We start from the raw sequence: 3,308 nt of genomic DNA on the forward strand, positions 1-3,308 counted from the left end.
TCCTTGGGGGTTCAGGGCCCGGCCCGTTCGTGTGCGGTCCTTTGTGGGCAGGTGAGTTGGGCATCCCGGTTTGCCGTGGACATGGCGGTCGATCTAGAGTCGCCGCCGTTCAAGGTCATTTACGGGAGACGCGGTCACATGCGCACAAAGTCACTACTGGCGTCGGCCGCAGCCGTCGCCGCTCTGCTCACGCTCACCGCGTGCGGCGACGAAGGGGGCGAGAAGCAGGCCTTCGGCGGCTTCGGTGAACCCACCGGATCCACCTCTTCGAAGGGGCAGGGCTTCAAGGGCCTGGCCAAGGCGGGCAACATGGCCGGCGCCGCCCGCATCGTCGGCACGTACACGGAGTGCAAGGTCAGGCCCCTGCTCGACAGCTACGACGGCTCCGACGGGGACCCTCAGGACGAGTACGAGGAGTCCTACTCCGTCACGGAGCGCGGCTACTGCGACAGCGAGGGCGCAACCAGCATCTTCATGATCAAGGATGCCAAGGCCTTCCAGACCGCCTACAAGGCCGAGATCGACAAGAAGAACGGGGGTGGAAACCACGACACCGGCCCCGTCGTCGGCCAGGACTTCGCTGCCGGATCACAGGACTCGGACGTCATGGTCGCCATGATCGCCCCGAACACCGGCCTGATGGTCCTCAACTGCTACTCCGACTTCAATCCTCCGAGCGGCTACCGGAAGGAACCGGCCCTGGTGAAGGGCTGCGTCCTCACCGACTACTTCAAGGACTGACGGGCCTGCCCTGCGGGACGCCCCGCCGGCAGGTGCTCAGCGGCTGTTGGTGAATTCCTCGTACGCGTCGCAGACCTCTGCCGAGGGGCCGTCCATGCGCAGGACGCCCGATTCGAGCCAGATCGCGCGGTCGCAGGTTTCGCGGACCGTGCCGATGCCGTGGCTGACGAGGAAGACGGTGCCGGCCCGTTCGCGGAGCTCTTCGATGCGGGCCTGGCTGCGGCGCTGGAAGGCGGCGTCGCCGGTGGCCAGGGCCTCGTCGATCATCAGGACGTCGTGGTCCTTGGCGGCGGCGATGGAGAAGCGCAGCCGGGCGCCCATGCCGGAGGAGTAGGTGCGCATGGGCAGGGAGATGAAGTCGCCCTTCTCGTTGATGCCGGAGAAGTCGACGATCTCTTGGTAGCGCTCGCGGATCTGCTGCTTGGACATCCCCATGGCGAGGCCGCCGAGGACCACGTTGCGTTCGCCGGTCAGGTCGTTCATCAGGGCGGCGTTCACGCCGAGCAGCGACGGCTGGCCGTGCGAGAAGATCCGGCCGCGCGCGACCGGCTGGAGGCCGGCGATGGCGGACAGCAGGGTGGACTTGCCCGAGCCGTTGGTGCCGATCAGGCCGATGGCCTCGCCCTTGTAGGCGGTGAAGCTGACGCCCTTGACGGCGTGCACCTCGCGGATGCCGGGGGCGGGCTTGCGGGAGAACATCCGGCTCAGGGCCGCGGTGGCGCCGCCCTTGCGGCCGCCCGAGCCGTGCACCTTGTAGATCACGTGGACCTCGTCGGCGATGACGGTCGGGATCCGGGTTTCGATCGCGGTTGCGGTGTCAGCCACGGCCGTACTCCTCCTCTGCCTTCCAGAAGAAAACGAACCCGCCGACGCCGACGATCAGGGCCCAGCCCAGGGCGATCAGCCAGACGTGGTCGGGGAGCTGGCTCGCCTTGTACGAGTCGATGAGCGCGAAGCGCATCAGGTCGATGAAGACGGCGGCGGGGTTGAGCTTGAGGGCCGCCGACACCCAGTCCGGCAGGTGGTCGGTGCGCAGCATCTGGTCGATCGACCACATGACGCCCGAGGCGTACATCCAGGTCCGCAGGACGAAGGGCATCAGCTGGCTGACGTCCGGGCTCTTCGCTCCGATCCTCGCCATGATCATGGCGCAGCCGGCGCAGAAGGAGGCCATGAGCAGGAGGGTGGGGAGGACGAGCAGCCAGTTCGCGGTGGGGGTCTGCCCGAAGACGAGCAGCAGGATGATCAGCGCGCCCATGGTGACCAGCAGCTGCTGGAAGAGCTGGACGACCGTGGACAGGGGCAGCGAGGCGCGCGGGAAGTGCAGGGCGCGCACCAGGCCGAGGTTGGACTGGACGGCGCGGGTGGAGGCGTTGATGCAGCTTCCGATGAAGTCCCAGACGAAGACGCCGGTGATCAGGAACGGCAGGTAGTCCGGGACGTTGTGGCTGGCGTGCATGACCATGCCGAAGATGAAGTAGTAGACGGCCGCGTTGAGCAGCGGTGTCACCAGGTGCCAGACCTGGCCGAGGCTCGCCTCGCTGTACTGGGCGTGCATCCGGGCGGTGGCGTACGCGGTCACGAAGTGGCGCCGGCCCCAGAGCTGAGCGATGTAGCGGGGGAGGGTGGGGCGGGCTCCGCTGAGGGTCAGGTCGTGGGCCGCCGCCAGCTCGGCGATGGGGTCCGGGGCCTTGTCCTTGTCCTTGGTCCGGTCCCGGGGTTGAGCGGGGGCGGGGGCGGGGGCCGGGGGTGGCGCGGTGGTCGCTGTCACGGGGGTCGCTTTCGACGGGGTCGGGGCGTCGGCTGGCGATGGGACGGGTCCGTATCGTCGCTACGGTGAGGTTAGGTCGTTCGACGTCGGAACGCAACCGTATCGTCGTCGCGGGTTATGCTCTGCTTATGACGCCTGAGCCTGCTGCCGCCACCCCTGCCCCCGCCGCCCGGAGAGCCCCCGCCGGGGCCGCCGTTCTCCGTGAGGACGTGACCGAGGCGATCCGGGCGGCCGTGGTCGAGGAGCTGGCCACCGTGGGCTTCTCGCGGATGTCGATCGAGGGCATCGCGCGGCGGGCGGGCGTCGGGAAGACGGCCGTGTACCGCCGGTGGAAGTCGAAGCTGCACCTGGTGCTGGACCTGGTGGGCGCCTTCGCCGTGGACGGCCTGCCGGTGCCGTCGACCGGGTCGCTCTACGGGGACGTACGGGCGCTGCTGGAGGTCCTGTCACACGTCTTGCGGCATCCGGTGGCCTCGGCGGTGATCCCCGACCTGCTGGTGGAGGCGGCGCGGAATCCCGAGATCGCGGATGCGGTGCGGGGGGCTTTGCTGGAGGGGCAGCGGAGGATGGCCGAGGGGATCATCTCCGAGGCGGTGGCGCGGGGGGAGCTGCCCGTGGGGGTGGATGCGGGGAAGGCGCTCGATCTGGCGATCGGGCCGCTGTACTGGCGGCAGGTGGTCGTACGGGACGTCGTCCCGGGGGGATACCTGGACGACCTCGCGCGGTCGGTGGTCGCCGGGCTGACGGCCGGGCCGGCCTAGGGGCTTCCGCTGCGCGGGGCGGAGTCCCCTACCCC

4 protein-coding genes are annotated in these 3,308 nt (G+C 69.2%); 2 read left to right on the top strand and 2 right to left on the bottom strand.

Annotated elements, in window-relative coordinates; translation table 11 throughout:
- Window positions 1–138: 138 nt before the first annotated feature.
- A complete protein-coding gene (locus ACFVX6_RS40675; RefSeq protein ID WP_389699619.1) occupies window positions 139–741 on the top strand; it encodes a hypothetical protein in 603 nt (200 codons plus the stop codon).
- Between the two features lie 36 nt (window positions 742–777).
- Here ACFVX6_RS40675 and ACFVX6_RS40680 read toward each other — a convergent pair whose 3' ends face one another.
- Window positions 778–1,566 carry an ABC transporter ATP-binding protein gene (locus tag ACFVX6_RS40680; protein ID WP_389699620.1) on the bottom strand — a complete coding sequence of 263 codons (789 nt, stop codon included), beginning with the start codon at window positions 1,564–1,566 and terminating at the stop codon, window positions 778–780.
- A complete protein-coding gene (locus ACFVX6_RS40685) occupies window positions 1,559–2,512 on the bottom strand; it encodes an ABC transporter permease (RefSeq protein ID WP_389699621.1) in 954 nt (317 codons plus the stop codon). The genes ACFVX6_RS40680 and ACFVX6_RS40685 overlap by 8 nt, the downstream gene beginning before the upstream one ends.
- Window positions 2,513–2,640: 128 nt before the next feature.
- Here ACFVX6_RS40685 and ACFVX6_RS40690 point away from each other — a divergent pair, with 128 nt between their 5' ends.
- Window positions 2,641–3,273, top strand: a complete 633-nt coding sequence (locus tag ACFVX6_RS40690) for a TetR/AcrR family transcriptional regulator (RefSeq protein ID WP_389699622.1) — start codon at window positions 2,641–2,643, stop codon at window positions 3,271–3,273.
- Window positions 3,274–3,308 lie beyond the last annotated feature (35 nt).

This window comes from Streptomyces sp. NPDC058289 (genome assembly GCF_042880975.1).
GTDB lineage: Bacteria > Actinomycetota > Actinomycetes > Streptomycetales > Streptomycetaceae > Streptomyces > Streptomyces stoeckheimensis.